This window comes from Tepidimonas sp. (assembly GCF_046292505.1).
GTDB lineage: Bacteria > Pseudomonadota > Gammaproteobacteria > Burkholderiales > Burkholderiaceae_C > Tepidimonas.
In genome coordinates this window covers 13,930-39,195 of sequence record NZ_JBKBQX010000009.1, presented here as the reverse complement: position 1 = coordinate 39,195, position 25,266 = coordinate 13,930, and the positions used below count along the sequence as shown (strand labels likewise).

At 70.0% G+C, this 25,266-nt stretch carries 29 protein-coding genes; 8 read left to right on the top strand and 21 right to left on the bottom strand.

Annotated features, from left to right (window positions below):
* Position 1 precedes the first annotated feature (1 nt).
* Genes secY through rplN form a run of 11 tightly spaced genes read right to left on the bottom strand, consistent with a single transcriptional unit; the run spans position 2 to position 5,431 of the window.
* Entirely contained in the window at positions 2-1,318 is a 1,317-nt protein-coding gene (secY, locus tag ACK4TH_RS06150; protein ID WP_409623897.1) for a preprotein translocase subunit SecY, read from the bottom strand.
* A 29-nt stretch (positions 1,319-1,347) separates the two neighbouring features.
* Positions 1,348-1,779 (bottom strand): 50S ribosomal protein L15, encoded by a 432-nt coding sequence (gene rplO, locus ACK4TH_RS06145; RefSeq protein WP_409623895.1) that lies wholly within the window; start codon positions 1,777-1,779, stop codon positions 1,348-1,350.
* 13 nt (positions 1,780-1,792) lie between these two features.
* Positions 1,793-1,975, bottom strand: a complete 183-nt coding sequence (rpmD, locus tag ACK4TH_RS06140; protein ID WP_068608188.1) for a 50S ribosomal protein L30 — start codon at positions 1,973-1,975, stop codon at positions 1,793-1,795.
* A 13-nt stretch (positions 1,976-1,988) separates the two neighbouring features.
* On the bottom strand, positions 1,989-2,507 hold the full coding sequence (gene rpsE / locus ACK4TH_RS06135) for a 30S ribosomal protein S5 (RefSeq protein WP_068608186.1): 519 nt from the start codon (positions 2,505-2,507) through the stop codon (positions 1,989-1,991).
* A gap of 17 nt (positions 2,508-2,524) precedes the next feature.
* Positions 2,525-2,890, bottom strand: coding sequence for a 50S ribosomal protein L18 (gene rplR / locus ACK4TH_RS06130; RefSeq protein ID WP_068608184.1), 366 nt, complete (start codon positions 2,888-2,890; stop codon positions 2,525-2,527).
* Between the two features lie 11 nt (positions 2,891-2,901).
* On the bottom strand, positions 2,902-3,435 hold the full coding sequence (rplF, locus tag ACK4TH_RS06125) for a 50S ribosomal protein L6 (protein WP_409623892.1): 534 nt from the start codon (positions 3,433-3,435) through the stop codon (positions 2,902-2,904).
* A gap of 25 nt (positions 3,436-3,460) precedes the next feature.
* Positions 3,461-3,856: a 30S ribosomal protein S8 gene (rpsH, locus tag ACK4TH_RS06120; protein WP_068608180.1), complete on the bottom strand. Its 396-nt coding sequence runs from the start codon at positions 3,854-3,856 to the stop codon at positions 3,461-3,463.
* 20 nt (positions 3,857-3,876) lie between these two features.
* Positions 3,877-4,182: a 30S ribosomal protein S14 gene (rpsN, locus tag ACK4TH_RS06115; RefSeq protein WP_409623890.1), complete on the bottom strand. Its 306-nt coding sequence runs from the start codon at positions 4,180-4,182 to the stop codon at positions 3,877-3,879.
* An 8-nt stretch (positions 4,183-4,190) separates the two neighbouring features.
* On the bottom strand, positions 4,191-4,730 hold the full coding sequence (gene rplE / locus ACK4TH_RS06110; protein ID WP_058615883.1) for a 50S ribosomal protein L5: 540 nt from the start codon (positions 4,728-4,730) through the stop codon (positions 4,191-4,193).
* Positions 4,731-4,732: 2 nt separating this feature from the next.
* Positions 4,733-5,053 carry a 50S ribosomal protein L24 gene (rplX, locus tag ACK4TH_RS06105; protein ID WP_409623887.1) on the bottom strand — a complete coding sequence of 107 codons (321 nt, stop codon included), beginning with the start codon at positions 5,051-5,053 and terminating at the stop codon, positions 4,733-4,735.
* A 9-nt stretch (positions 5,054-5,062) separates the two neighbouring features.
* Positions 5,063-5,431, bottom strand: coding sequence for a 50S ribosomal protein L14 (gene rplN / locus ACK4TH_RS06100; RefSeq protein WP_043700216.1), 369 nt, complete (start codon positions 5,429-5,431; stop codon positions 5,063-5,065).
* 239 nt (positions 5,432-5,670) lie between these two features.
* Here rplN and proC point away from each other — a divergent pair, with 239 nt between their 5' ends.
* The gene (proC, locus tag ACK4TH_RS06095; protein ID WP_409623885.1) at positions 5,671-6,537 is read left to right on the top strand and encodes a pyrroline-5-carboxylate reductase; all 867 of its coding nucleotides are present in this window, start codon (positions 5,671-5,673) and stop codon (positions 6,535-6,537) included.
* A gap of 21 nt (positions 6,538-6,558) precedes the next feature.
* Here proC and ubiA read toward each other — a convergent pair whose 3' ends face one another.
* From ubiA to recG, 3 genes are all read right to left on the bottom strand, one after another.
* Positions 6,559-7,440: a 4-hydroxybenzoate octaprenyltransferase gene (gene ubiA / locus ACK4TH_RS06090; protein ID WP_409623884.1), complete on the bottom strand. Its 882-nt coding sequence runs from the start codon at positions 7,438-7,440 to the stop codon at positions 6,559-6,561.
* Positions 7,440-8,408, bottom strand: a complete 969-nt coding sequence (locus tag ACK4TH_RS06085; RefSeq protein ID WP_409623882.1) for a hydrogen peroxide-inducible genes activator — start codon at positions 8,406-8,408, stop codon at positions 7,440-7,442. The genes ubiA and ACK4TH_RS06085 overlap by 1 nt, the downstream gene beginning before the upstream one ends.
* A gap of 72 nt (positions 8,409-8,480) precedes the next feature.
* On the bottom strand, positions 8,481-10,658 hold the full coding sequence (recG, locus tag ACK4TH_RS06080; RefSeq protein WP_409623880.1) for an ATP-dependent DNA helicase RecG: 2,178 nt from the start codon (positions 10,656-10,658) through the stop codon (positions 8,481-8,483).
* Between the two features lie 137 nt (positions 10,659-10,795).
* On the opposite strand from recG, the gene ACK4TH_RS06075 reads away from it, so the two are divergent.
* Complete coding sequence (locus ACK4TH_RS06075; protein WP_409623878.1) at positions 10,796-12,304, top strand: diguanylate cyclase domain-containing protein; 1,509 nt, start codon at positions 10,796-10,798, stop codon at positions 12,302-12,304.
* Positions 12,305-12,322: 18 nt separating this feature from the next.
* Here ACK4TH_RS06075 and ACK4TH_RS06070 read toward each other — a convergent pair whose 3' ends face one another.
* The 3 genes from ACK4TH_RS06070 to ACK4TH_RS06060 all read right to left on the bottom strand — a co-directional run bounded on the left by ACK4TH_RS06070 (position 12,323) and on the right by ACK4TH_RS06060 (position 15,408).
* Positions 12,323-13,345, bottom strand: coding sequence for a diguanylate cyclase (locus tag ACK4TH_RS06070; RefSeq protein WP_409623876.1), 1,023 nt, complete (start codon positions 13,343-13,345; stop codon positions 12,323-12,325).
* Between the two features lie 120 nt (positions 13,346-13,465).
* Entirely contained in the window at positions 13,466-14,551 is a 1,086-nt protein-coding gene (locus ACK4TH_RS06065; protein ID WP_409623954.1) for a calcium/sodium antiporter, read from the bottom strand.
* Between the two features lie 92 nt (positions 14,552-14,643).
* The gene (locus tag ACK4TH_RS06060; protein WP_409623874.1) at positions 14,644-15,408 is read right to left on the bottom strand and encodes a ParA family protein; all 765 of its coding nucleotides are present in this window, start codon (positions 15,406-15,408) and stop codon (positions 14,644-14,646) included.
* 149 nt (positions 15,409-15,557) lie between these two features.
* Between ACK4TH_RS06060 and queA the strand changes: the two genes are divergently transcribed.
* Both queA and tgt read left to right on the top strand, forming a co-directional pair.
* On the top strand, positions 15,558-16,655 hold the full coding sequence (queA, locus tag ACK4TH_RS06055; protein WP_409623871.1) for a tRNA preQ1(34) S-adenosylmethionine ribosyltransferase-isomerase QueA: 1,098 nt from the start codon (positions 15,558-15,560) through the stop codon (positions 16,653-16,655).
* Positions 16,656-16,659: 4 nt separating this feature from the next.
* The gene (gene tgt, locus ACK4TH_RS06050; protein WP_409623869.1) at positions 16,660-17,862 is read left to right on the top strand and encodes a tRNA guanosine(34) transglycosylase Tgt; all 1,203 of its coding nucleotides are present in this window, start codon (positions 16,660-16,662) and stop codon (positions 17,860-17,862) included.
* A gap of 2 nt (positions 17,863-17,864) precedes the next feature.
* Here tgt and ACK4TH_RS06045 read toward each other — a convergent pair whose 3' ends face one another.
* On the bottom strand, positions 17,865-19,214 hold the full coding sequence (locus ACK4TH_RS06045) for an FIST N-terminal domain-containing protein (protein ID WP_409623867.1): 1,350 nt from the start codon (positions 19,212-19,214) through the stop codon (positions 17,865-17,867).
* Positions 19,211-20,023 carry a PhaM family polyhydroxyalkanoate granule multifunctional regulatory protein gene (locus ACK4TH_RS06040; RefSeq protein ID WP_409623865.1) on the bottom strand — a complete coding sequence of 271 codons (813 nt, stop codon included), beginning with the start codon at positions 20,021-20,023 and terminating at the stop codon, positions 19,211-19,213. Before ACK4TH_RS06040 ends, ACK4TH_RS06045 begins: the two co-directional genes overlap by 4 nt.
* A gap of 210 nt (positions 20,024-20,233) precedes the next feature.
* Between ACK4TH_RS06040 and ACK4TH_RS06035 the strand changes: the two genes are divergently transcribed.
* Positions 20,234-20,617 carry a TraR/DksA family transcriptional regulator gene (locus tag ACK4TH_RS06035; protein ID WP_409623863.1) on the top strand — a complete coding sequence of 128 codons (384 nt, stop codon included), beginning with the start codon at positions 20,234-20,236 and terminating at the stop codon, positions 20,615-20,617.
* On the opposite strand, the gene ACK4TH_RS06030 is transcribed toward ACK4TH_RS06035, so the two are convergent.
* Entirely contained in the window at positions 20,578-21,522 is a 945-nt protein-coding gene (locus tag ACK4TH_RS06030; protein ID WP_409623861.1) for a fumarylacetoacetate hydrolase family protein, read from the bottom strand. The two genes, ACK4TH_RS06035 and ACK4TH_RS06030, sit on opposite strands and share 40 nt — an antisense overlap.
* 47 nt (positions 21,523-21,569) lie before the next feature.
* On the opposite strand from ACK4TH_RS06030, the gene ACK4TH_RS06025 reads away from it, so the two are divergent.
* Together ACK4TH_RS06025 and ACK4TH_RS06020 are read left to right on the top strand one after the other, a co-directional pair.
* A complete protein-coding gene (locus tag ACK4TH_RS06025) occupies positions 21,570-22,712 on the top strand; it encodes a DUF3108 domain-containing protein (RefSeq protein WP_409623859.1) in 1,143 nt (380 codons plus the stop codon).
* Between the two features lie 113 nt (positions 22,713-22,825).
* Positions 22,826-23,116: a DUF3567 domain-containing protein gene (locus ACK4TH_RS06020; protein WP_409623857.1), complete on the top strand. Its 291-nt coding sequence runs from the start codon at positions 22,826-22,828 to the stop codon at positions 23,114-23,116.
* Positions 23,117-23,147: 31 nt separating this feature from the next.
* On the opposite strand, the gene ACK4TH_RS06015 is transcribed toward ACK4TH_RS06020, so the two are convergent.
* Entirely contained in the window at positions 23,148-24,251 is a 1,104-nt protein-coding gene (locus ACK4TH_RS06015; protein ID WP_409623855.1) for a dipeptidase, read from the bottom strand.
* Between the two features lie 111 nt (positions 24,252-24,362).
* Between ACK4TH_RS06015 and ACK4TH_RS06010 the strand changes: the two genes are divergently transcribed.
* Positions 24,363-25,265, top strand: a complete 903-nt coding sequence (locus ACK4TH_RS06010) for a ChaN family lipoprotein (protein WP_409623853.1) — start codon at positions 24,363-24,365, stop codon at positions 25,263-25,265.
* Position 25,266 lies beyond the last annotated feature (1 nt).

The window sequence follows — 25,266 nt, the reverse complement described above, 5'->3', positions numbered from 1 at the left end:
CTTACGCACCCGTGGCCTTGAACGAGGCCTTCTTCAACAACGACTCGTACTGCTGCGACATCATGTAGTTCTGCACCTGCGCCCAGAAGTCCATCGTCACCACGACGATGATCAACAGGGACGTGCCGCCGAAATAGAACGGCACGTTGTACTTCAGGATCAGAAACTCCGGCAGCAGGCACACCAGCGTGATGTAAACGGCGCCGGCCAGCGTGAGCCGCAGCAGAATCTTGTCGATGTAGCGCGCGGTCTGGTCGCCGGGACGGATCCCGGGGATGAACGCGCCACTCTTCTTCAGGTTGTCGGCCGTCTCGCGGCTGTTGAACACGAGCGCCGTGTAGAAGAAGCAGAAGAACACGATCGCCGTGGCGTAGAAGGCCACATAGATCGGCTGTCCCGGCGACAGGGCCGAGGCCAGATCGCGCAACCAGCGGGTGCCGTCGCCCGTGCTCATCCAGCTCACCAGCGTGGTGGGCAGCAGAATGATCGACGAAGCGAAGATCGGCGGAATCACACCGGCCATGTTGAGCTTGAGCGGCAGATGCGACGACTGGCCACCGTAGATCTTGTTGCCGACCTGGCGGCGCGCGTAGTTCACCAGAATGCGGCGCTGGCCGCGCTCGACGAACACCACGCCGTAGGTCACCACGATCACCAGCGCGACGATGAAGATCGCCGCCAGGATGCTCATGGCGCCGGTGCGCACCAGCTCCAGCAAGCCACCGATCGCATTGGGCAGGCCCGCCGCAATACCGGCGAAGATCAGGATCGAAATGCCGTTGCCCAATCCGCGCTCGGTGATCTGCTCGCCCAGCCACATCAGAAACATCGTGCCGGCCACCAGGCTGACCACCGCGGTGAAGCGGAAACCCAACCCGGGGTCGATCACCAGGCCCGGTGAGCCCTCCAGCGCCAGCGCAATGCCCAGCGCCTGGAAGACCGCCAACACCAAGGTGCCATAGCGGGTGTACTGGGTGATCTTGCGACGACCGGCCTCGCCTTCCTTCTTGAGCTGCTCGAACGTCGGCACGACGTAGGTCATCAACTGCATGATGATCGACGCCGAGATGTACGGCATGATCCCGAGCGCGAACACCGTGAAGCGCGACAGCGCCCCGCCCGAGAACATGTTGAACAGACTCAGGATGCCCCCCTGCTGACCCTTGAACAGCTGTTCGAGCTGAACGGGGTCGATGCCCGGCACGGGGATGTGCGCCCCGATCCGGTACACCACCAGGGCGAGCAGCAGGAACACCAGCCGGCGACGCAGGTCGCCGAACTTGCCCGTCTTGGCGAGAGTCGTTGCGTTGGTGGCCACGAGCGATCCCGGGTGCGTGGTACGACCGATCAGGCCACCGAGCCGCCCGCCGCCTCGATGGCGGCCTTGGCGCCGGCCGTGGCCGCGACGTTGGTCAGCTTGACGGCGATGCTGAGCTCACCGGTCTTGATGACCTTGACCTTCTTGGCCAGTTGGGGCACGAGCCCGGCCTGCTTGAGGGTGAGCAGGTCGACCTCGGCCTGACCCAGCGCCTGCAGGTCGGCCAGCGTCACTTCGGCGTTGAACTTGAGCGCCTGAGACTTGAAGCCGCGCTTGGGCAGGCGGCGCTGCAGCGGCATCTGACCGCCTTCGAAGCCAACCTTGTGGAAGCCGCCCGCGCGGGACTTCTGGCCTTTGTGGCCGCGGCCCGCCGTCTTGCCCAGACCGGAACCGATGCCACGGCCGACACGGCGGCGGGGCTTCTTCGAGCCCGCAGCGGGCTTGAGGGTATTGAGTTCCATCTCGAGACTCCGATCAGAGCACCTGAACCAGGTAGCTCACCTTGTTGATCATGCCGCGCACGGCAGGGGTGTCCTGCAGCTCGCGCACGCTGCCCAGCTTGCGCAGCCCCAGGCCGCGCACCGTGGCGCGGTGGGACTCTTTGCAGCCGATCGGGCTGCGCACGAGCTTGACTTTGACGGTGTTGGGGGTCGTCATGGTGTTCTCCCGATCAGGCCACGAGTTCCTCGACCGACTTGCCGCGCTTGGCGGCAATCTCGGCCGGCGTGGTCGACTTGCGCAGGGCGTCCAGCGTCGCGCGCACCAGGTTGTACGGGTTGGTCGAGCCGTGGCTCTTGGCCACGACGTCGGTGATGCCCATGACCTCGAAGACGGCGCGCATCGGACCGCCGGCGATGATGCCGGTCCCCTTGGGGGCGGGCATCATGATGACGGTGGAGGCGCCGTGGTGGCCCTTGACCTCGTGGTGCAACGTGCCGCCCTTGAGCGACACCTTGAACATGCTGCGACGGGCCTCGTCCATGGCCTTTTGCACGGACACCGGCACTTCACGCGCCTTGCCCTTGCCCATGCCGATGCGGCCGTCGCCATCGCCCACCACGGTCAGCGCCGCGAAACCCATGATGCGGCCACCCTTGACCACCTTGGTCACGCGGTTGACCGAGATCATCTTCTCGCGCAGGCCGTCGTCGTTGGCCTCGGTCTTCACGTTAGCTTGCATTTTTGCCATTTGCGTCACCCGCTCCGTCAGAATTGCAGGCCGGCTTCACGCGCGGCTTCGGCCAGGGCCTTGACGCGGCCGTGGTATGCGAAGCCCGAGCGGTCGAACGCCACCTTCTCGATGCCGGCCGCCTTGGCCTTCTCGGCGATGCGCTTGCCGATCAGGGCCGCCGCCGCGGTGTTGCCGCCCTTGCCGGCACCGCCAAGCTGGGCACGGACTTCGGGCTCCAGCGTGGAAGCCGACGCCAGCACGCGCGCCCCATCGCCCGAGATGATGTTGGCGTAGATGTGCAGGTTGGTGCGGTGCACCGCCAGGCGCACGGCGCCCTGCTGGGCGATGCGAATGCGGGTCTGCCGGGCGCGACGCAAACGCTGTTCTTTCTTGGTCAACATGTTCGCAGTCCTTACTTCTTCTTGGTCTCTTTGATGACGACCTTCTCATCCGCATACCGGATGCCCTTGCCCTTGTAGGGCTCGGGGGGACGCACCGAACGGACCTCGGCGGCCACCTGGCCCACGCGCTGGCGATCCGCACCTTTGATCAGGATCTCGGTCGGGCTCGGGGTCTCGGCCTTGACGCCCGCGGGCATCTCGATCTCGACCGGGTGCGAGTACCCGACGTTGAGGTTGAGCTTGCTGCCCTGGGCGGCGGCCTTGTAGCCCACGCCCACCAGCGTCAGCTTGCGCTCGAAGCCCTTGCTGACACCGACGACCATGTTGTTGACGAGCTGGCGCACGGTACCGCTGAGCGCACTGGCTTCGCGGGTTTCGTCCGCCGGGGCGAACGTCAGCTTGCCGCCGTCCTGAACCACCTGGACCCGCGGATTGAGCGGCAGGCTCAGCGCACCGAGCGCGCCCTTGACGTTGATGCTGTCTTGGCCAATCGCCACCTCGACGCCTTGCGGGATGGTGATAGCGGCTTTCGCTACACGAGACATTTGCGTTGCTCCTTCCTGCCTCGCATCAGGCGACGTAGCACAACACTTCGCCACCCACGCCGGCGGCGCGCGCCTTGCGGTCGGTCATCACGCCCTTGGGCGTGGTGACGATGGCCACGCCCAGGCCGTTCATGACCTGGGGGATGGACTTGGCGCCGCGGTAGACGCGCAGGCCCGGACGGCTGACGCGCTCGATGCGCTCGATGACAGGACGCCCGGCGTAGTACTTCAGGGCGATTTCCAGCTCTTTCTTGCCGTCGGCCTCTTTCACCTGGAAGCCGTCGATGTAACCCTCATCCTTCAGCACCTGCGCGATGGCGGTCTTCAGCTTGGAAGCCGGCATCGTCACGACGGCCTTGTCCACCATCTGCGCATTGCGGATGCGGGTCAGCATGTCGGCGATCGGATCACTCATGCTCATTTGGGGTTCTCCTTCGCGCCTTACCAGCTGGCCTTGGTCATGCCGGGGATTTCGCCGGCAAAGGCCAGCTCGCGAATCTTGGTGCGGGCCAGACCGAATTGCTTGAACGTGCCACGCGGACGACCGGTGATCTCGCAGCGGTTGCGCTGGCGGGTCGGGTTCGCATTGCGGGGCAGCTTCTGCAGCGCCGCACGGGCGGCGTCACGCTCCTCGTCGGAACGCTTGGCGTCCTTGGCGATGGCCTTCAACTCGTTGTATTTGTTGGCGAACTTGGCGACCAGTTTGTCGCGCTTGAGTTCACGCTGGAGCAAAGCTTGCTTAGCCACGGACCACCTCAGTTCTTGAACGGGAAACGGAAACCGGCGAGCAGCGCCTTGCACTCGTCGTCGGTCTTGGCCGTCGTCGTGATGCTGATGTTCAGACCACGCACCGCATCGACCTTGTCGTACTCGATTTCCGGGAAGATGATCTGCTCTTTGACGCCGATGTTGTAGTTGCCACGGCCGTCGAACGCGCGACCCGAGATACCGCGGAAGTCGCGCACGCGCGGCAGCGCGATGGTGACGAAGCGGTCCAGGAATTCGTACATGCGCGCACCGCGCAGCGTGACCATGCAGCCGATCGGCTGGCCTTCGCGGATCTTGAAGCCGGCGATGGCCTTGCGGGCACGGGTCACGACAGGCTTTTGGCCGGCGATCTTGGTCAGGTCGGCGACGGCGTTTTCCAGCACCTTTTTGTCGGCCACGGCCTCACCCACGCCCATGTTGAGCGTGATCTTGGTGATGCGCGGCACCTCCATGACGGACTGGTAGCCGAACTGCGCCTTGAGCGCCGGGGCGATTTTGTCGCGGTAGAGTTGTTGGAAACGTGCCATGGTCATGCCACCTTGATTTCTTCGCCGCTGGACTTGTAGACGCGCACTTTCTTGCCGTCGGCCAGCACCTTGATGCCCACGCGGTCGGCCTTGCCCGTCACCGGATTGAAGATCGCGACGTTGGACTGGTGGATGGGCATGGTCTTCTCGACGATGCCGCCGGGCACGCCCTTGAGCGGGTTGGGGCGCACGTGCTTCTTGACCACGTTGACCCCTTCGACGACCACGCGCTGCTCATCGGCGCGGCGCAGCACCTTGCCGCGCTTGCCCTTGTCGCGTCCCGCGATGACGATGACTTCGTCGCCTGTACGGATCTTGTTCATGACGGTTCCTCAGAGAACTTCGGGCGCCAGGGACACGATCTTCATGAAACGCTCGGTGCGCAGCTCGCGCGTGACCGGGCCGAAGATGCGGGTGCCGATCGGCTCCAGCTTGTTGTTGAGCAGCACGGCGGCGTTGCCGTCGAACTTGATGAGCGCGCCATCGGGGCGGCGAATGCCCTTGGCCGTGCGCACCACGACCGCGTTGTAGACCTCGCCCTTCTTGACGCGGCCACGCGGCGCGGCTTCCTTGATGCTGACCTTGATGATGTCGCCCACGCTGGCATAGCGGCGCTTGGAGCCGCCCAGCACTTTGATGCACATCACGGACTTGGCACCCGTGTTGTCAGCAACATCGAGTCGAGTTTGCGTTTGGATCATGATGTAGTCCCAACTTGAATCCCTGGGCCACCGCGGCCTAGGCGATCAGTCTTGGGCCCGTCGTCGCAGGCGCCGCCCAGCGACCGGCCAGCCATGCGCCGACACGATCCGCTGCGCTGCCACCGTGCTTCGGTGGGCAGATGGTCTTCACCCAATCAGGCGAAGCCGCATATTGTCGCGGGCTTCGGCGCGCCTGTCAACCCCTCTGGATGCATCCAGATTGGCCGACAATGCGGGGCATGACTTCCGATTCGCCCGTGTCCCCGTCGTCCCCCGCGACATCGTCGCCCCTGCTCGGTCAGCGCATCGCGTTCATCGGCGGGGGCAACATGGCCAGCGCCCTGATTGGCGCGCTGCTGCAGGCCGGCTGCCGCCCCGCGGACATCGCCGTCGTCGATCCCGGCGAGGCCGCGCGCGAGCGGCTGCGCGCACGCTTCGGTGTGCACACGCTGGCCAACGCGGGGCCGGCGCTGGCGGGCTGCCGGCTGGCGGTGTGGGCGGTCAAGCCGCAGACCTTCCGCGAGGCCGCAGCCACCGCGGCCCCCCACCTGGGCGGGGCGCTGCACCTCAGTGTGGCCGCCGGCATCCGCTGCGCGAGCATGCGGGCGTGGCTGGGCTGCGACCGCATCGTGCGCACGATGCCCAACACGCCGGCACTGGTTGGGCAGGGCATGACCGGCGTGTATGCCCTGCCCGGCGTGACGAACGAAGACCGGACGCTGGCCGAAGCGCTGATCGCCGGCACCGGGCGCTGGGTGTGGGTGGCCGACGAGGCGGCGCTGGATGCGGTCACCGCGCTGTCCGGCTCCGGCCCGGCCTATGTGTTTTATTTTCTGGAAGCGATGCGCGAAGCCGGCACCGCGATGGGGCTGTCGGCCGAGGTGGCGCTGGAGCTGGCGATCGGCACCTTCATCGGGGCCGCCCGGCTGGCCCAGGAGGCGGGCGAGCCTCCCGAGACGCTGCGCGAGCGCGTCACGTCCAAGGGGGGCACGACCGCCGCCGCACTGGCCGCGCTGGAGGCGGCCGGGGTGAAAGACGCCTTCATCGGCGCGATGCACGCAGCGCGCCAGCGCGCCCAAGAATTGGGCGACGCCTTCGGCGCCTGAGCCCGGGCGGCCACCCGCCCGTCACCCCAGCACCTGCTGCAACACGAGGCCCGCGAACAGGGTGGCACCCAGCCAGTGGTTGAGGCGAAAGGCACGGAAACACCCGTCGCGAGTGCGGCCGCGGATCAGCCAGGCGTGCCACAGCACCTGCGCCACGGCCGCCGCCACGCCGGCGGCGAACCACGGCCCGCCGGCGTGCGGCCACACCAACGCCGTCCACAGCACCAAGTGCAGCGCGTAGAACGCCAGCACCGCCGCGACGTCCCAGCGGCCGAGCGTGATGGCCGAGGTCTGAATGCCGATGCGCAGGTCGTCGTCGCGGTCCACCATCGCGTATTCGGTGTCGTAGGCCAGCACCCAGAACAGGTTGGCCACCAGCAGCCCCCAGGCGAGCGCCGGCACCTCGCCGCGCACCGCGGCGAACGCCATCGGGATGCCGAAGCTGAACGCCACGCCGAGCACCGCCTGCGGCATCGCGAAGAAGCGCTTGGTGTACGGATAGAACACCGCCACCGCCAGCGCCGCGAACGACCACGCCACCGCCACCGGGCTGGTGGTGAGCACCAGCGCGAAGGCCACCAGCGCCAGCGCCGCGCCGACCGCCAGCGCCTCGCGCGGGCTCAAGCGGCCACTGGTCACGGGCCGCTGCGCGGTGCGCTTGACGTGGCGGTCGAACTCGCGGTCGGCCACGTCGTTGACGCAGCAGCCGGCGCTGCGCATCAGGACGGTGCCGGCGACGAACACCAGCAGCAGGTGCCAGCCGGGCCAGCCGCCGGCGGCCAGCCACAGGGCCGACAGCGTCGGCCACAACAGCAGCAGCCAGCCGGCCGGGCGGTCCCAGCGGATCAGGTCCAGGTACAGCGCCAGGCGCGTGCGCCAGGCCGGGGGAGGGGAAGCGGGCATCAGGTCAGACGCTTGCATCCGGGCAGCTCACAGGCATAGACGGCATTGCGCAAGGCAGCGATGGCTTCGTAGCGGGTGAAGCTGCGCCGCCACACCAGCACGACGCGCCGCATCGGCGGCTCGCCAGCGAAGGGAATGTAGCGGACGTAGGCGCCATCGCCCGGCGATACGGCGGCGACCGCCTCGCGCGCGGCCGGATCGAGCGCCCCTTTGGGCACCGAAAGCTGTGGCACCAGCGTCACGCCCATGCCCGCGGCCACCATGTGTTTGATCGTCTCCAGCGACGAGCCTTCGAAGCTCTTTTGGATGCCCTCGGCGCTGTCGGAAAAGCGCGCGAACTCCGGACAGACCTGCAGCACATGGTCGCGAAAGCAGTGGCCGTTGCCCAGCAGCAGCATGGTTTCGCGCTTGAGCTCCTCGGCGGTGACGCTCTCGCGCGCGGCCAGCGGATGGTCGCGCGGCACCACCGCGACAAAGGGCTCGTCGTACAGCGGTGCGACGGCCAGGTTGGTGTCGGGGAAGGGTTCGGCCAGGATGGCCGCATCCAGCTCACCCAGGCGCAGCTGCTCCAGCAGCTTGGCGGTGAAGTTCTCCTGCAGGATCAGCGGCATCTGGCGCGCGCGATCGATGACCTGACGCACCAGATCCGGCAGCAGATAGGGCGCGATGGTGTAGATGAGCCCCAGGCGCAGCGGCCCGGCCAGCGGGTCCTTGCCGCGCTTGGCGATTTCCTTGATCGCGGCGGCCTGCTCCAGCACCACCTGCGCTTGGCGCACGATTTCTTCGCCCAGCGGGGTGACGGTGACTTCGCTCGCGCTGCGCTCGAAGATTTTGACTTCCAGCTCTTCCTCGAGCTTTTTGATGGCCACCGACAAGGTGGGCTGCGAGACGAAGCAGGCCTCGGCCGCCCTGCCGAAGTGGCGCTCGCGCGCCACCGCGACGACGTACTTGAGTTCGGTCAGGGTCATGGGCAGACTCCGTGGCCCCGGCGGTCCTGCCGGGGAATCGGCCGGACAGCCGGCAACCGGGGGATTATCGGATCAAGCCTTCAGATAGTCTAACTTGCCCCCCAGCCAGCGGTCGAGGTGCCGCTGCGCTTGCTCGGGGTGCCGCTGCCACAGGCGCGGGGCCCAGCGGCGCGCCCATTCGATGAGGGGCTCGTCGGTCTGCAAATCGGCAAACCGCAGCAAAGGCGCCCCCGATTGGCGCGCCCCCAAAAACTCGCCCGGGCCGCGGATGGCCAGATCGCGGCGCGCGATCTCGAAGCCGTCCTGGGTCTCGACCATGGCGCGCAGGCGTTCGCGCGCCGATTCGCTGACGCGGCCCGACTCGCCGGGACTGTAGAGCAGCAGGCAGACCGAGGCCACCGCGCCGCGCCCGACACGCCCGCGCAACTGGTGCAATTGGCTCAGGCCGAAGCGCTCGGCGTGCTCGATGACCATCAGCGACGCATTGGGCACGTCCACGCCGACTTCGATGACCGTGGTGCTGACCAGCACGGCGAGGGCCCCTGCGGCGAAGGCGGCCATGATGGCTTTTTTGTCGGCGGGCAGCAGGCGCGAGTGCAGCAGCCCGACCTGGACCGGGCGGCCATCCGCGCCGGTCACGCCGTGCAAGGCGGCGGCCAGCTCGGCATGGGTGGCGGTGGCGGCGCGCAGATCGAGCGCCTCGCTCTCCTCGATCAGCGGGCACACCCAGTACACCTGCCGGCCCTGCGCCACCTGCTGGCGGATGCGCTCCAGCACCTCGGGCCGGCGGTGCTCGGCCAACACCTTGGTGACGATGGGACTGCGCCCGGGGGGCAGCTCGTCCAGGGTGGAGACGTCCAGATCGGCATAGACGCTCATGGCGAGCGTGCGCGGGATGGGGGTGGCGCTCATCATCAGCAGGTGCGGCTCCATCCCCGCGGCGGCGGTCCCGGCCTTGTGGCGCAGCGCCAACCGCTGGGCGACGCCAAAACGGTGCTGCTCGTCGATGACGGCTAGGCCCAGCCGTTCGAACGTCACCTGCTCCTGGATGACGGCATGGGTGCCGACCACCAGCGCCGCCTCCCCCGCTGCGATGCGCGACAGCATGGCTTGGCGCTGGGCGCGCGGCTGGCTGCCGGTGAGCCACGCCACACACCGCCCCAGTCGGGCGAGCAACGGCTCCAGCCACTGCACCATCTTGCCAAAGTGTTGCTCGGCCAGGATTTCGGTCGGTGCCATCAGGGCGCACTGCCAGCCCGCATCGACCGCGACGGCCGCGGCCAGTGCGGCCACCACCGTCTTGCCGCTGCCGACGTCGCCTTGCAGCAAACGGTGCATGGGGGTGGGGCGGGCCAAGTCGGCGACGATTTCGGCCACCACCCGCCGCTGCGCCCCGGTCAGCGCAAAGGGCAGCGCGGACTGCAGGCGCCTCGGCAAGCCGTCGTCCGGCGCGCGCAGCACGGGGGCGCGCAGGGCGTCGCGCTCGCGGCGTGCGCGCACCTGGGCCAACTGCTGGGCCAGCAGCTCCTCGGCCTTCAGGCGTTGCCAGGCGGGATGGGTGCGATCGTCCAGTGCCGGGCGCGGAGCGCGGGGATCGGGATGGTGCAAGAATGCCAACGCCGCCTGCAGCGTCCACGGCGAACCACTGGCCCCCGGCAGGTCGGCCAGGGCCTCGGCGGGCACGGTCTCGGTCAGGTCGGCCTGCTGCAGCGCGCGCGCGACCGCCGCCCGCAGATAGGACTGCGGCAGGCCGGCCGTGGTCGGGTAAACGGGGGTCAGACCGGCGGGCAATGGCGCATCCGGCGACAGCAGTCGGGGATGGACCAGCGTCCAGCCCGCCCAGCCTCCACGCAACTCGCCATGCGCCCGCACGCGCGCACCGACGGCCAGTGCCCGCTGGTGGCTGGGGTAGAAGGTGAAAAACCGCAGCGTGCAGCGCCCCCCGCCGACCACGGCCAGGGTGGCGACGAGCTGGCGGCGCGGGCGCAGCTGCACCTCGCAGGCCAAGACCTCGCCCTCGATCAGGGCTTCGTCCCCGTCGCGCGCGTCGGCCAGCGGGCGCACGCGCGTCCAATCCTCGTAGCGCAAGGGCACATGCAGCGCCAGATCGATCGGCCGCACCAAACCCAGCCGCCGCAGCGCGCGCTGCGGGCCGCTGAGCCCTTCGCGCCCCGCGCTGGCGGATGCCGCGTCGGGAACGGTGGGGGCGGACGGACGGCGGGAGCGGGTAGCGGACGTGGCGCGAGCCATGGACCGATCCTAGCAGCGCCATCGGGAACGATGGGAGAAAGCGACAGTCACCCGCCCGCTGCATCGACAGCGCCGGGCGCTTGCCCTACGCTGGCTTGGATCATCCCCCATCCTTGCGGGCCGCCCCCTGCACTGCCATGACCCAGCACCGCCTCAACCCGGCTTCGCCCCCGTATCTGCCGTCCGACGCCGACTTCGAAGCGATCTTCGAGCTGGCGCCGGTGTCGCTGTGGCTGGAGGATTTTTCGGCCCTGCGCGCGCTGTTCGAGCGCTGGCGCGCCGAGGGCGTGACGGATCTGGCTGCGCATCTGGCATCCGACCCGGCGCGTGTGGACGCGTGCATGCGCAGCCTGCGTGTGCTGCGGGTCAATCAGCGCACGCTGGCGATGTTCCAAGCACCGGATCACGCCACGCTGCTGTCCAACCTGCACCGCGTTTTTCGCGACGACATGCGCGCCAACGTGGTGCGCGAGCAGGTGGCGCTGTGGAATGGTGCCACACTGGTGGAAAACCTGACCGTCAATTACGCCCTGGACGGGACGCGGCTGGACGTGCTGGTGCGCATCCGTATCCTGCCGGGGCATGAGGACACCTGGGATCGGGTGCTGGTGTCGCTGGAAGACCTGACCGCGCGTGTGCGCGCCGAGTCCAGCCTGAACGCGAGCGAGCGCTATGCCCGCGACCTGTTCGAGCGCTCGCCGGTGTCGTTGTGGGTGGAGGATTTTTCCGCGGTCAAGGCCCTGCTCGACGAGGTGCGTGCCAGCGGCATCGACGATTTCAGCGTCTTTTTGAAAGTGCATCCGGAATTCGTCTCCCGCTGCATGCAGGAGATTCGCGTCATCGACGTCAACCGGCAGACGCTGACGCTGTTTGGCGCCCCGGACAAAGGCACGTTGCTCGCGCGGCTGCACCAGATCTTCCGCGATGAGATGCACGATTCCTTCGCAGAGCAACTGCGCGAGCTGTGGAACGGCCAGTACACGCAAGAGCGCGAGGTGGTGAATTACTCACTCAAGGGCGAGCCGCTGCATCTGCACATGCAGTTTGCCGTGCTGGAGGATCGGCTGTCGCGCTGGGATCTGGTGTTGGTGTCGCTGGTGGACATCACCGCGCGCAAGAAGGCCGAGGCCTACCTGGAGTACCTGGGCAAGCACGACGTACTGACGCGGCTGCGCAACCGCGCCTTCTTCAACGAAGAGCTGGCGCGCCTGGCCCGCAAGGGGCCCTGGCCGGTGGCGGTGCTGGCGATCGACGTCAATGGCCTCAAGCAGATCAACGACGAGCTGGGCCACGGCGCAGGTGACGCCCTGTTGCGCCGCGCGGGCGAGGTGCTGCACAAGGCGGTGGATGCGCCCGGGGTGGCCGCGCGCATCGGCGGCGACGAGTTCGTGGTGCTGCTGCCCGGCTTCGACGAGGCGGCGGCACGCGATGTGCAGGCGCAGATCCAGCAGGTGCTGGATCTGAACAACCAGTTCTACCCGGGGCGCACGCTGTCGCTGTCGATGGGGCTGGCGGTGTGCGGCGCGGGCGAGTCACTGGAGGCCGCGCTGCAGGCGGCCGACCGCGCGATGTACGACGACAAATCCCGCTACTACGACGTGCACCCGCCCGCTCGACGGCGCAGCGACCGCGTGACGCCGGTCTGATGAGTCGGCCCAGGCGCTTCAGGTGCGGCTGGACGCGCCCTCGCCCGGCGACGTCCACACCACGCGGTCGCGCCCCTCGCGCTTGGCCCGATACAAGGCGGCATCCGCCCGGGCCAGACAGGCCTGCCAGGACTCCGGCGCCGAGTGCACGGCCACGCCGGCCGACAACGTGACGGCCCGGTCCGCGATACGCACCCGCTCGCGCACCACTTGGCGGATGCGCTCCAGCACCGCTGCGGCGGCCGCGGCATCGCCCTGCCCCAGCCAGACGACGAACTCCTCACCGCCAAAGCGGTAGAGGCGGTCCGTCTTGCGCAAAGCCGACTGCACCACTGCCGCCAGATCGCGCAGCACGGCGTCGCCGGCCTCGTGGCCATGGCCATCGTTGATGGCCTTGAAGTGATCGACATCCAGGACGGCCAGTGAACCCACGGAGGCCCCGCACCGGAAAGCCTGCGCAAACTCCACCTCCATCAGGCGGCGGTTGCCAACGCCGGTCAGCGGATCGATCAGGCTCAGGGCCTGCCAGCGCTCGATGCGCCGGTGGGCCTGCTGCGACACCAAATACCCGAAAACCCCGGTGAGCACATTGGTGATGACGAAAAACGACAGCCCCTCGGTGCCGCCGAGCTCCTGCCAGGACAGCGCTGCGGCCCCCAGCACCGCGGCCGCTCCCAGCACGACCGCCGCTGGCGCGGGCACGAGGAAAAAGTTCATGAGCACGCCCGGGTAGGCCCAGAACAGGGCGGCGAACTGGGCTGCGATGCCGATGGCCCAAATGCCACCGACGATGGCCACCGCCATCACCCAGCCGGGCCAGCGGGTGTCGCGCGTGCGCCAGGCGTACCACGCGGCGGCCCCGATGGCGACGGCCAAAATGGCGTCCGAGGCGGCCGCCAGCCAGTTGGCGGTCAGGGCGCGGTAGACGGCAAAGGGCGCCAGCCACACCACGGCGACCACGCCGCCGAGCGTGAGCACGGCCAGGGCGTAATCGTTGAGCAGCGCGTCACGCCAGTCGGCGCGCTGCGGGGTGTCGGGCAACAGGGGGATGCGGCAGACACGACCGGCGGGTCTCCTCGGTGACGGTCCGGACACTTCGGGTGGCGTCCGTGACAGGCAATCCATTGTGCCGAAAACGCCACTGCCGCGCACGCCCGCAGGTCAGCGGGCCGGTGGCGCGCTGGGCGAACGCAACACGCTCGTCACCAGCGCGATCACCGTCAGCGGCACGACGAAGCCCAGCATCACCGCCGAGAATGCGGGCAACGCCGCGTGCGACTGGGCCGCGAGGATCAGATACGCCGTGTACGCGGCGTAGTAGCCGAGGAAGACCGCGCCCTCCCATCGCGCAATCTCGCGCCCGGTCAGAAACACCGGCAGGCATGCCAACGCCACGGCCAACATCACCCAGATGTCGAACGACAGCACCGACGGGGCGATGGTGATGCCGGCGCCGGCCGAGGCCAGGCCGCTCAGGCCCACGCACCCCAGGATGTTGAAGGTGTTGCTGCCTACGGCATTGCCGACGGCGATGTCGCGTTCGCCCTTGAGGGCCGCGGCGATCGACGTGGCCACCTCGGGCATGGAGGTGCCGGCGGCGACGATGGTCAGACCGATCACCACATCGCTGACGCCGAAGGCTTGGGCGAACGCGACCGCCGCCCCCACCAGCCAGTCGGAGCCCAAGACCAGCAGCGCCAGACCGACGCCCATCAGCGCCACCTGGACGGGCCAGCGGGCGTCCCACGCCCCCGCGCTCGCCGGTTGCAGTTCGGCATCGAACGCGGCGGCATCGGCGGCCGACGCGCGGCGCGACTGCACGATCAGAAACGCCGTGTAGACGATCAACAGGCCGAGCAGCAGGCCACCCTCCCACCAAGCGATACGGCCGTCCAGCCCCAGCACCAGGAGCAGCACCGACGCGCCGATCATGATCGGCACCTCCTGCCGGATGAGCTGCACATGCACCACGAGCGGGGTGATCAGCGCGCTGGCGCCCAGGATGAACAGCACGTTGAAGATGTTGCTGCCCACGACGTTGCCCACGGCGATATCGGTCTGGCCCGCGAGCACCGCCCCGGTGGACACCGCCATCTCGGGCGCGCTGGTGCCAAACGCCACGATGGTCAGCCCGACGACCAGCGGCGAAATGCCCAGCGACAGCGCCAGCTTGGACGCCCCGCGCACGAGCGCGCTGGCCCCCGCCACCAACGCCGACAAACCCGCCACGAACCACACCACCTGCATCCACATGCTTCCACCCTATTCAATGACACGGCGTGACTGTAGTCGATAGCGGAACGGCCCGCCGGCGGCGATCCGGCGCCCGGCCACGTCGCTCAGCCCAGACGCTCGTACAGCGCCACGAAAGCCTTCGTCAGACGGTGCCGCGGGTCCAGGTGGATGAGGGGCCGGGCCGCCTCGTGGGACTCGCGCACCTTGACCGAGGCGGGCAGATATGGCTCCAGCACCGGCAGCCCCTCGTCGCGCAGCGCCTGTACGAGCCGCTGCGGCAGCGCGGCCCGCGCCTGAAACTGGTTGACCACGATGCCGCGCACCGCCAACGCCGGGTTGTGGTCGGCGCGGATTTCCGCCACATGGTCCAGCAGCGTGTAGAGCGCCTGACGCGAAAAGGCATCGCAATCGAAGGGGATGAGGCAGCCGCTGGCGCCCATGAGCGCGCTGCGCGTGTAGAAGTTGAGCGCCGGCGGCGTGTCGATGACGATGGCGTCGTAGTCCGCGCGCAGGGTGGCCAGTGCCTCACGCAGCTTGTAGATTTTGTGGCGCGCCTCCAGCTTCGCCTGCAACTCCTCCAGCACAGGGCTGGCCACCAGCACGTCCAGCCCGTCGAACGGGGTACGGCGCACGAAAGCCTGCGGCGGCTCGCTGCGCAGGCTGTATGACAGCGTCTGCTCGAAAAAGTCCGCCACCGTCGGGCCGGGTTGCGCCACGGCATCGCCCAGCAGATAACGCGAGGCATTGCCCTGCGCATCCAAATCCACGACCAGCGTGCGCCGCCCCCGCGCTGCCCCAATGGCAGCCAGGTTGCCAGCGATGGTGGACTTGCCCACCCCGCCCTTTTGATTGAAAACGACCAACGGCATGACCACACCCCCGCACCACCGACCGGCCCCGCGCCGACCTACCCCCGCATGCTAAAGGGCGAGCAAGACAGGGGCCTGACACGGCCGCGCGCCGTGGGACAATGCGCGTCCCTTGGACTTGGCACGGGCCCGTCCGGCCCTCGAGCGACATGACGACCCTCTCCCCCGCCACCGCACCGGCGCGCGCTTGGACCACCAGCGATTTCGACTTCGCCCTCCCGCCCGAGCTGATCGCCCAGCACCCGGCGTCCGAGCGCAGCGCCTCGCGCCTGCTGGACGGGCGCAGCTGGCCACCGGCCAACCGCATCTTCCGCGAGCTGCCGGCGCTGCTCGCGCCGGGCGACCTGCTGGTCTTCAACGACACGCAGGTGATCAAGGCCCGTCTGTACGGCGAAAAGCCCACCGGCGGACGGCTGGAGCTGCTGGTGGAGCGGGTGCTCGCCGACGGCGAGGTGGTCGCGCACATGAAGGTGAGCAAGAAGCCCCCCGCCGGCACCGTGCTGCGCATGGCGCCGCAGGCCGACGGCCGGCCGGCCTTCACCGCGACGCTGCTGGGCCGCTGGCCCGACGCCGACGGACCGCTGTTCCGGCTGCGCTTCTCCGACGACCCTTACGCCCTGATGGCGCGCCACGGCCACGTGCCGCTGCCGCCCTACATCGAGCACCCCGACACCGCCGAGGACGAGCAGCGTTACCAGACGGTCTTTGCCAAAAACCCCGGCGCGGTGGCGGCGCCGACCGCGGCGCTGCACTTCGACGAGGCGGTGCTGGCGGCACTGGCCGCGCGCGGCGTGCGGCGCGCCAGCGTCACGCTGCACGTGGGGGCCGGCACCTTCCAGCCGGTCAAGGTCGAGGATCTGCGCGCCCACCGCATGCACCGCGAGTGGTACCGCATCCCGCCCGAGACGCTGGCGGCGCTGGAGCGCACGCGGCGCGCCGGCGGGCGCGTGCTGGCGGTCGGCACCACCAGCGTGCGCACGCTGGAGAGCTGGGCGCGCAGCGGCGCCACCGAGGGCGACACCGACCTCTTCATCACGCCGGGCTTCGACTTCCGCGTGGTGGACCTGCTGATCACCAACTTCCACCTGCCGCGCAGCACGCTGATGATGCTGGTGTCGGCGTTCGCCGGCTACGAGCACGTCATGGCGCTGTACCGCCACGCGATCGAGCGCCGCTACCGCTTCTTCAGTTACGGCGATGCGATGCTGCTGCAGCGCTGTCCGGTCGCTTCCCCTGCTTCCGCTTGATCACATGCTCCAGTTCTCCGTTCTCCAGACCGACCCGGCGCGCGAAGGCCATGCCGGCAGCCACGCCCGCCGCGGTGTGCTCACGCTCAACCACGGCGTGGTGCAGACGCCCATCTTCATGCCGGTGGGCACCTACGGCACCGTCAAGGGGGTGATGCCACGCAGCCTGCACGACATGGGTGCCCAGATCATCCTGGGCAACACCTTCCACCTGTGGCTGCGGCCCGGGCTGGAGGTGATCCGCGCCTTCGGCGGGCTGCACCGCTTCGAGCAGTGGCACAAGCCCATCCTGACCGACTCCGGCGGCTTTCAGGTCTGGTCGCTCGGCGCGATGCGCAAGATCACCGAGGAGGGTGTGCACTTCGCCTCGCCGGTCAACGGCGACCGGCTCTTTCTCTCGCCCGAGGTCAGCATCCAGATCCAGACAGCGCTCGACAGCGACATCGTGATGCAGCTGGACGAGTGCACGCCGTACTGGCAGGGCGACAAGACCAGCGGCCACGTCACCACCGAGGCCGAGGCGCGCGCCAGCATGGAGCTGAGCCTGCGCTGGGCACGGCGCAGCAAGGCCGAGTTCGAGCGGCTGGGCAACCGCAACGCGCTGTTCGGCATCGTGCAGGGTGGCATGTTCGAACACCTGCGGCAGGAGTCACTCGAGGCGCTGGTGGAGCTGGACTTGCCCGGCTACGCCATCGGCGGCGTGAGCGTGGGCGAGCCGAAGGAGGAGATGCGCCGCATCCTGGCGCACACCCCGCACCGCCTGCCGGCGCACAAGCCGCGCTACCTGATGGGCGTGGGCACGCCGGAGGATCTGGTGGAGGGCGTGGCCTGCGGCGTGGACATGTTCGACTGCGTGATGCCGACACGCAACGCGCGCAACGGCACCCTTTTCACCCGCTACGGTGACCTCAAGATCCGCAACGCCCGCCACAAGGCCGACCCGCAGCCGATCGACCCGAGCTGCACCTGCTACGCCTGCGCGGGCGCCAGCGGCGTGCCCTGGGCCGACGGCGGGCGCGACGGGTTCAGCCGCGCCTACCTGCACCACCTGGACCGCTGCGGCGAGATGCTGGGCCCCATGCTCACCACCATCCACAACCTGCACTACTACCTGAATCTGATGCAGGAGGTGCGCGACGCGCTGGACACCGGCTCCTTTGCCGCATTCCGCCAGCGCTTCGCGGTCGAGCGCGCACGGGGGGTGTGACCTCAACCGCCGGGCGCGTCCGCCACGAACACCGTGAGCACCCCGGTATAGCCATATAGGCGGTGGTGGGCAATCTCGCCCGCGGCGAAAAAACCGACCAGCGGCACGTCGCCAAGCGCGTGCCGCACGATTTGCAGCTCGGCGCTGGGGCCGCCGAAATGCGGACCACCCCGGCCATTGCAGCTCACGTACACCGCGCCCGCGATGCGCCGTACGGGGTCGCCACCGGCCTCGCCCTCCTCGGGGCTGAGTTCGTCGCGAATCTCGGCGCAGATGCGCACCAGATCCGTGCGGGCGGCCTGCACGTCGCGCGCGCACAGGGTCAGGGTGCTGCCGACGGGCACTTCGTCGGCAACGACGAAGGCGCGCCGCGCCGGGTCCAAGCCCACCAGGTGGCGCACCAACAGATCATCGCCCAGTCGCAGCGGCACGCGCCCCACATGGCCGATATGTCGTCCCTCTTGCCCCTCTTGCCCCGTTCGGGGGGCCGAGGCTCGCGCCGCCGGCGCCTGCCAGCCGACCAGGGTCTGCCGCAGGCGCGCAACCACCGCGGGCAGATCGTCCAGCGACAGGTCCAGCGCGCGCAACAGCACATCGAGCGCGGGCTGACCGTCCAGTTCGTCCACACACTGCGCCCGCGCGGCCGTGACGCGGTACGCGGGCGAGACGGCGCGCACGCCCTGCGTCACGCGCGAGACGATGCCCACATCCGGCCCGAAGGCCACACCGCTCAAGCCCCCGCGGAACAGGCCGGCCGCCGCCTCCCGCCCATGTCCGGCCAAACCGCCCCGGCTGGATCGCGCGATCTGCAGCGAGCCGGCGCGGCTGGCCGCCAGACCCCCGAACAGATAGTGGCCCAGCGTGCGTTCGGCCAGCTCCTGCACCAGTTCCGTGACGTCGGGCGTGGCGGGGTCCGCGTGCACCAGCGCGGTCTGCGGCACGAAACCTTCTGGCCCCTGGGTGGCCCCCAGAGGGGCCAGCCCGCTGAAGACGCGGTAGCGACTGGGCGCCAAGTCGCACAGCATGACCGCCAGCCCCGGTTCGTCGATGTATTCGGCCCCGCTGGCGCAAATGCCCACGCCCACCGCCCCCACCCAGTCGGTCACCTGCGGCAGCTCGGCGCTCAGGTGATCCAGGATGTCGGCGGCAGCATCGGCATAGTGATCGGTCAGGTACAGCAGCCCCAGCGGCGTGACGGCCTGGCCGACCTCCAGGCGGCCGGCCGCACGACCCTGCCCGGCAGGGTCGGCCGGCGCCGCGGCGGCCAGTTGAGCACGCAATTGGGCCAGCACCAGCGCAGCAGCCATGGGCCAGTGCGGGTGGGTGGCGTGGGCCTGCAGAAACCGCTTCACCCGCGCAGCCTCCGGGGCGATGCGGGCGGCGTGGCCCGGGGCTTGGGTGCGGAGGTCTGCCCGCGCAACGCCCGGGCCGCCGCAGAAGCGGACGCTGGCGCACCCGGGGATGGGGCGGCCGCCTTGCGCTCTCGGGTCGCGGCGCCGCCCTGGGCGGGGGGGCGGGGGGATTGGGGCGGTTGAGGCGTTTTGGCGGCTCGGGCCGCTCGGGGCGCCCGCGACGCAGGCGGTGAAGCAGGCGAGGCCACAGGGGCTGTCGGCGCCGCTGCCGTGGCCGCCATCGCCGTCGCGGCGGCCGTCGCGGTGTGTTGCGCCATCTCTTGCAAGGTGTTGGCCGCGATCGTCTGGAACTGATCGGTCAGCGACCGCCACCAGCGCACCGGATCGACGCCGGGCGCTGCGGCTGACGCCTCTGCGGGTGACTCGCCGGCCGGTATCCCACCCGCCGCCGTCGCTTCCGGCCCAGAGCCGGGGCTGGGGGCGGGACCGGCGAAGGCCTGTGCCATTTCGTGGAGGCTGACGTTCATGCCCTTGAGGGTGGCCAGGGTCATCTTCTGCACCTCGAGCGCCTGAATCGTCGCCTGCAGCGCCCGGGCGTTCTGTTCGAGCCAGAAGTGGACGGCCTTGAGGTCGCGTATGCGGCGCTCGAGCTCATCGACGTCGAACACCGGGGCCACCCACTGCGCCATGGGCGGCGCATCCGCGGCCGGGCTGCCACCGGCCAGGCCCTGCAGAAAGGCGAACCCAGGGACGTAACGGGCATAGGGCGCGAAGGCCGCCTGAAAGGCGCCGAAGTCGGGCGGGGTCATGGTGGGCATCCTTTGCGCGGCATCGACCGCATGCGCCGTAGCATGCCACAGCCACGACGCGCCCGGGCACCCTGCGGCCTGCCCTCGGCACCCTTGATCGGCGTCAAAGGCCGATCTGCTCGGCCCGGCTGACCTTGGGCATCGCCGGGAATCGGCGCCACAATGTCAGACATCGGCCCAGGCCCGGGCCGCTTCCACGAGCCGACAACCATGAGCCAGCCCATCTCCGATACTTTTGCCCAGCAGCTGCAACAGATGCGCGCCGACCTGATCGCGCAGATCCGCGCCCAGCGCGGCGGCAAGATCGGCCGCGCGGAGTCCGCCCTGGATCCGCACGAGGTCCAGAGCGGCGACTGGAGCCAGGTGGATGGCGAGCGCGATCTGGCGCAGGCGCTGGACGAGCGCGAAACGGCGGCGCTGCGCGCGATCGACGATGCCCTGCAACGCATCGCCAACGGCACCTTCGGCCTGTGCACGGACTGCGGGGCGGAAATCCCGACCGCCCGGCTGCACGCCGCCCCGACCGCGCAGCGCTGCATCGGCTGCCAGACCCGCTACGAGCGCGACCACCCCGGCGCAACCCCGTCGCTCTGAGCGGGGGACCACTCGACGTCAATGGGTCCGAAAGGGGCGCGGCCATCGGGTAAGCGCGCGTCGATGTGCACCCGGTCGCCCGGTGCCAACCAAGGTGTACTCGCACGGCCGAGGGTCTGGCGCTCGGCCGCACGGCGCATGGCCAAGGTGGCATAACCGCGCGGCCAAGTGGGGGGGTCGCCCGGCTCCTGCGGGGTGGGCAGGATGCCGCCGGCAACCACCGCCCCGGCCGTCAGGCCGCGAATCCGGGCCGCGCGGGCGATCAGCACCCCAAAGGACACCGCCTGGTCGGCCCCGTCGGCAATGCCCAGCTTGCGCCCGTTCCACGTCGTGGTCACGCAGGCCGCCAGGCGGCCGCCGCACCACGCTGCACCGACCTCGTCCGGTGTGACCACGCACGGCGCGAGCGTCACACCCCAAGGCTGCTCCGGTGCCGCCGCCTGCGCATCGCCATGCCGCCAGTGGCAGGCCAGGGCCAGCAGGCGGACCGCATCCAGCGCAGCGGCCGGATCCACCCCGGGGGCGACGTCACCGCAGACCACCGCCAGTGACGGTCCGATATCCGCTACACCGTCCACACCCGGCAGCGGCCGCACCGGCCCCCATACGGCATCGCTGCACCAGGAGCGGGGCTCGGCGGTGCCATCCTCGGGGGCCAACCATGCCACGGCCCGCGGCAGCGGTGCGGCGCACAGCCGCGGATCGAAGGGAAACGCGTGGCGGGCCTTGCCCTGGTCGAGCGTCAGGGCCAGATCGCGCAGCTGCGGAGCGATGAAGTTCCAGTCGTCGAGCGCCTGCTGCAGGGTGTCGGCAATCCCGCTGGCGTAGTGCGCCAACGTGCCGTCGCGCGACACGACGACGAGCTGGCCATCGCGGCTGCCGTCGCGGTAGGTGGCAAGTTTCATGGGCGGGTGTCTCACGGATGGCGTGCGCAGCCGCTAGTATCGCGCCCATGAGGGCACCGCATTCGCGATCGGCGCGCGCACTGACCGTTGGCGCGGCGGTGGTCGCGCTGCATGTCGCCGCGGTGACGCTGGCCTGGCGCCCGAGCGAGGCGCCCGTCGGCGCGGGGGGCGGTGGGCGGGTTCCGACGGTATCGGCCGCTCTGCTCCCGCCGCCCGAGCGGGTCGCCCCCACCGGAGAGCGGCGGCCGGCATCGCCCCCGGTCGCGCGGCCGCGCCAGACGACGGCCCCAGTGGCACCCCCTGCCCCGGCCACCACGGACACCCCGGTGGCGGCATCCCTCGGCGTCGCGCCGTCGTCCGGGGTCGAAGACGCGGATGGCCTCAACCCCTCCACCCTCGCGGACGCGGCGAGCGGCCCCGCTGACGAAGCCCCCTCCGCCCCACGAGACCCCGAGGCGAGCGGATCGGCCATCATCGCTGCCGCAGCCGGCCTGTTGGCCTCGACCCCGCCCGACACCGATCCGCCCGGGGGGAACCGCTGGCAGCCGCCGCCCGCCGGCCGGATGGAGTACGAGGTGCTCGGCGAAGCCAAGGGTCTGAGCTACCGGGCCGACGCCGTGCTGGACTGGCGTCCGGACGGCGAGGGCTACCGGTTGGAGCTGGCGCTGCGGGCTTTTTGGGTGGGCAGCCGTGTGCAGGTCAGCAGCGGGGCGCTGACCCCTGCAGGTCTGCAACCGGCCCGCTTCGAAGACCGGGCACGACGCGAGCGCTGGCTGGCGTTCGAGTGGCCGGCCGCGCCCGAGCCCGGGCGGGCGCGCACCGATGGCGGCGCCTCCATCGAGGGTCTGCCCCCGGGCACACAAGACCGGCTGGGGGTGTTCGTGCAACTGGGCGGCTGGGTGGACGCCATGGCGCCTGGACAACGCTGGCGCATCCCCGTGACCAGCCTGGGGCGACTGGAGCACTGGACCGTCGAGGTCGTGGCGCGTGAACCCATCACCGTTCCGGCGGGCAGCTTCGACGCGATGCGCCTGCGGCGGGTGCCGGAGGGCGAGCAGGGCCTGATCGTGGAGGCGTGGTACACCCCGGCCATCGCAGGCCTGCCCGTGCGCATCGTGCTGCAGCAGCCCCACGGCGAGCGCGTGGACCAGCGGCTGCGCCACTGGCGCCCGGCCGGCACCCCCCCTTGAAAAACCCCGTCCCGCCCCGATGTGCCTGCCGAGGCGACAACGCCGGCACCAGCCTGGACCGTCAGCGCCGCCTCCGACTTGCAGGGACTTTGTGTTTCGAGGATAGTGTGGCCATGCACATGCTCTACAACTCCGACAGCTTCGCGGTGGTCCACATCTTGGCCAACGCCCAGGAGATGGCGGGCGCGGCCGAAGGGGACACCCAGCGGCCGGTGATGCCGCGGCACGGTTTCGAGATCGTGGACAAGCGCTCCGGCAAAGAGGTCTACCTGGACGGCTCCTGGGCCGAACTGTTCCAGCAGCAGATCGAAGCGTGGCAACAAAACACCCCCACGCAAGAAGAGGTGGAGGACACGCTGGAGAGCTACGCCTCCCTGGCCCAGACGCCGGTGGTGGTGCACTGATCGATCAGGCACCAGCGCGGACGGATGGCGCTCAAGCGAGGCTCGCGGTCAATACGCGGGCGTAGTTGTCGAACGCGATCTTGCGCAGGACGGCTTCGGACAAGCCCGCAGAGACCAGCTCCTCCACCGCCTTGCCAAGGTCGCCGTAGTGGCGCAGCACCGTCCAGTTGCGCAGCCCCGACATGTCGGTGCCGAACACGACGTGATCCTCGCCGAGGTGTTCGACGGCCTCCAGGATGAGCCGCACGTAACCCGATAGCCGGTACCCGGCGGTCTGATCGAAACCCCACAGACCGACGACCCCGCCACGGCGAACGATCGCCCGCGCTGCCTCCAGCGGCAGCAGGCGCTCGTGGCGCGAGGCGAGAAGACGCCCGACGCGCAAAGCGCTGTGTGACCAGATGACCGGCCTCGTCGACAGATCGGCGGCCTCGATGGCTGCCTCCGGGGTCAGATGGGCCAAGTCGGCCAGGATACCCAGCCGGTTGCAGCGCGCGATCAACTCCCGCCCCAGCGGCGTCAACCCGCCGTGCTGGGCCGGCCGCGCCTGCACGTCGCCCAGCGGGTTGGGGGTGTAGTGCACCAGCTGCAGGTGGCGCACCCCCATCCGGTAGGCCGTCTCGATGCGCTCGAGCGCCGGGTCGACGAAATCGCAGCCCTCGCTGGCCAGCACCACCGAGGTGCGCCCCGCGCGGGCCGCGGCCACATCGTCCTTGCCGAGGACGAGGGCCACGCCAGCCTGGGTGGCACTGTCGATCATCGCGCGCCAGCCGGCCTCGGTCGTCGCCCACATGCGGTCCGGGTCGGGCGGCACGGGAGGTGGCAGCAGCTCGCCGTTGGCCCCGCGGCGGATCAGCTCGTAATCCGGCACCCACTTCCACGCCACCAGCTTGACATGCCCTTCGGCCATGAAGCGGTCGGGGCTGAAGGTGGCCGACTTGGTCGGTCCGAACAAACCCATGTGGCTGTGCGTATCGGCCAGCGGCAGCACGGGCGCCGGCGACTGCGCCCACGCCGGCCGACCGACTGCCGCCGCCATCAGCCCCCAGCCGAGGACGGCCCGCCGCGAACACCCCACGACCTGCCAGCGCGCTTTGGCGCTGCCTTGGCAGGCGAGACTCTGCTGCTCATCCATGGTGTCACCCCCGCACACCGCTGCACACCGGCATGCTAGACAGTGGGGGGCGCAACGTCAACATGCCGGGGACGAGCGTCAGGGCCTTGCACGCTCGTCGATAATGGCCCCATGGCTCTCAACCCGGCACGGCGGCGCTGGCTGCGCCACGGGGCTGCCGCCACGCTGGCGGCGCTGGCCCGGTGGGCGGGTGCGACCGCGCGCACCGTGCCAGCACCGGTCGACGACGCGCGCGCCGTGGTGGCCGACGAACAGGCGCGGCTGGCGTGGGTGCACGCGCGGCTGGCGGCCATGGGGACGCCCGACTGGCTGCTGCTGGGCGAGCAGCACGACGCCGATGCCCATCAGCGGCTGCAGGCCGCCGCGGTGCAGGCGCTGGCGCGGCAGGGGCGGCTGGCCGCGCTGGTGCTGGAAATGGCCGAGCGCGGCGCCGACACCGCGGCGCTGACCCCCGACGCGGACGAGGCCGCGGTGCGCGCGGCGCTGGCCTGGCACGAGGCCGGCTGGCCGTGGCGCCGCTACGGCCCGGTGGTGATGGCGGCGGTGCGCGCCGGCGTGCCGGTGGCCGGCGGCAACCTGCCGCGGCGCCAGCACGGCGAGGTGATACGCGACGCCGCCTGGGACGACACGCTGACCGACACCGAGCAGCGCGCCGCGCTGCACCGCGCGCTGGACGAAGGCCACTGCGGCCTGCTGCCGGCGGCGCAGCTGCCGGCGATGGCGCGCATCCAGCTGGCGCGCGACGACGCCATGGCCGCCACGCTCCTGGAGCGCCGCGCGCCGGGCCGCACGGTGCTGCTGGTGACCGGCGCGCAGCACGCGCGGCGCGACCGCGGCGTGCCGCACCACTTGGCGCGCCGGGCGGGTGCTGCCGCCGCGCGCGCCTGCGTCAGCGTGGAGCTGCGCGCCACCGACGCCGCGCGCGTCGAGCCGGAGCCGGCGTTCGACGCGCTGTGGCTGACGCCGGCCATCCCGCCGGTCGATCACTGCGCCGGGCTGCGCGGCCGCGGCTGAC

Coding starts and splice junctions, on each gene's coding strand:
- rplO (WP_409623895.1), bottom strand. CDS start 1,779: ATGGAACTCAATACCCTCAAGCCCGCTGCGGGCTCGAAGAAGCCCCGC.
- rpmD (WP_068608188.1), bottom strand. CDS start 1,975: ATGACGACCCCCAACACCGTCAAAGTCAAGCTCGTGCGCAGCCCGATC.
- rpsE (WP_068608186.1), bottom strand. CDS start 2,507: ATGGCAAAAATGCAAGCTAACGTGAAGACCGAGGCCAACGACGACGGC.
- rplR (WP_068608184.1), bottom strand. CDS start 2,890: ATGTTGACCAAGAAAGAACAGCGTTTGCGTCGCGCCCGGCAGACCCGC.
- rplF (WP_409623892.1), bottom strand. CDS start 3,435: ATGTCTCGTGTAGCGAAAGCCGCTATCACCATCCCGCAAGGCGTCGAG.
- rpsH (WP_068608180.1), bottom strand. CDS start 3,856: ATGAGCATGAGTGATCCGATCGCCGACATGCTGACCCGCATCCGCAAT.
- rplE (WP_058615883.1), bottom strand. CDS start 4,730: ATGGCACGTTTCCAACAACTCTACCGCGACAAAATCGCCCCGGCGCTC.
- rplX (WP_409623887.1), bottom strand. CDS start 5,053: ATGAACAAGATCCGTACAGGCGACGAAGTCATCGTCATCGCGGGACGC.
- rplN (WP_043700216.1), bottom strand. CDS start 5,431: ATGATCCAAACGCAAACTCGACTCGATGTTGCTGACAACACGGGTGCC.
- proC (WP_409623885.1), top strand. CDS start 5,671: ATGACTTCCGATTCGCCCGTGTCCCCGTCGTCCCCCGCGACATCGTCG.
- ubiA (WP_409623884.1), bottom strand. CDS start 7,440: ATGCCCGCTTCCCCTCCCCCGGCCTGGCGCACGCGCCTGGCGCTGTAC.
- ACK4TH_RS06085 (WP_409623882.1), bottom strand. CDS start 8,408: ATGACCCTGACCGAACTCAAGTACGTCGTCGCGGTGGCGCGCGAGCGC.
- recG (WP_409623880.1), bottom strand. CDS start 10,658: ATGGCTCGCGCCACGTCCGCTACCCGCTCCCGCCGTCCGTCCGCCCCC.
- ACK4TH_RS06075 (WP_409623878.1), top strand. CDS start 10,796: ATGACCCAGCACCGCCTCAACCCGGCTTCGCCCCCGTATCTGCCGTCC.
- ACK4TH_RS06065 (WP_409623954.1), bottom strand. CDS start 14,551: ATGCAGGTGGTGTGGTTCGTGGCGGGTTTGTCGGCGTTGGTGGCGGGG.
- ACK4TH_RS06060 (WP_409623874.1), bottom strand. CDS start 15,408: ATGCCGTTGGTCGTTTTCAATCAAAAGGGCGGGGTGGGCAAGTCCACC.
- queA (WP_409623871.1), top strand. CDS start 15,558: ATGACGACCCTCTCCCCCGCCACCGCACCGGCGCGCGCTTGGACCACC.
- tgt (WP_409623869.1), top strand. CDS start 16,660: ATGCTCCAGTTCTCCGTTCTCCAGACCGACCCGGCGCGCGAAGGCCAT.
- ACK4TH_RS06040 (WP_409623865.1), bottom strand. CDS start 20,023: ATGACCCCGCCCGACTTCGGCGCCTTTCAGGCGGCCTTCGCGCCCTAT.
- ACK4TH_RS06035 (WP_409623863.1), top strand. CDS start 20,234: ATGAGCCAGCCCATCTCCGATACTTTTGCCCAGCAGCTGCAACAGATG.
- ACK4TH_RS06030 (WP_409623861.1), bottom strand. CDS start 21,522: ATGAAACTTGCCACCTACCGCGACGGCAGCCGCGATGGCCAGCTCGTC.
- ACK4TH_RS06025 (WP_409623859.1), top strand. CDS start 21,570: ATGAGGGCACCGCATTCGCGATCGGCGCGCGCACTGACCGTTGGCGCG.
- ACK4TH_RS06020 (WP_409623857.1), top strand. CDS start 22,826: ATGCACATGCTCTACAACTCCGACAGCTTCGCGGTGGTCCACATCTTG.
- ACK4TH_RS06015 (WP_409623855.1), bottom strand. CDS start 24,251: ATGGATGAGCAGCAGAGTCTCGCCTGCCAAGGCAGCGCCAAAGCGCGC.
- ACK4TH_RS06010 (WP_409623853.1), top strand. CDS start 24,363: ATGGCTCTCAACCCGGCACGGCGGCGCTGGCTGCGCCACGGGGCTGCC.